Origin of the sequence: Gluconobacter sp. P5H9_a (genome assembly GCF_018812085.1) — a bacterium.
Taxonomy (GTDB): Bacteria; Pseudomonadota; Alphaproteobacteria; order Acetobacterales; family Acetobacteraceae; genus Gluconobacter.
In genome coordinates, this window is record NZ_JACRVW010000081.1 from 1 (window position 1) to 528 (window position 528).

Below are 528 nucleotides of genomic sequence, written 5' to 3' on the forward strand. Positions count from 1 at the left end.
GTACCAACATCCATCAGACATTCTTCACGAGCATGAAGACTGTATTAGGATGGCGTATGAATGGTTAGATGCTCAGACAACAATAAAAACAAAACCAAAACACAGTAGAGCTCTAAAGCATATTATAGAAAAATGGGCAGGAAGATATATATCTCAATCAGACGTAGAAATAGCTGCTTATTTACATCCAAAAATAACAGGGAAATACCCAAATTTTAATTTAAGCGCCAAGTTTACACGCCCACTAGACTCAAGATTAAATGGTATAGGCCAAGCTTTTACTCAAGATTATAGAGACCGATTTGATCCTAAGGTATATTCTAAATCCGAGTAATATTTATACCTGAGCAGCCTGCGGCGCTAGCGCGCTGCATTCGCTCTGGGTCTGCACCAATGTTTTTTTCTGATTATTCTGTCTGCTCATGAAGCAAAGAAATTTTAGCGGCTAAAACTACCGTTTTCCGGTAGTATCAATGTCTGAACTTGATTGAGCGACAGGAGCGGCATGATGAGCGCACACCCGATTGT

Annotated in this window: 1 protein-coding gene; it reads left to right on the forward strand. The window is 40.0% G+C overall.

Going from position 1 to position 528, the window contains the following annotated elements:
- Positions 1-334: hypothetical protein (locus KP708_RS15570; RefSeq protein ID WP_215757268.1), on the forward strand; the 334-nt coding region annotated here is incomplete at its 5' end.
- Positions 335-528: the final 194 nt, after the last annotated feature.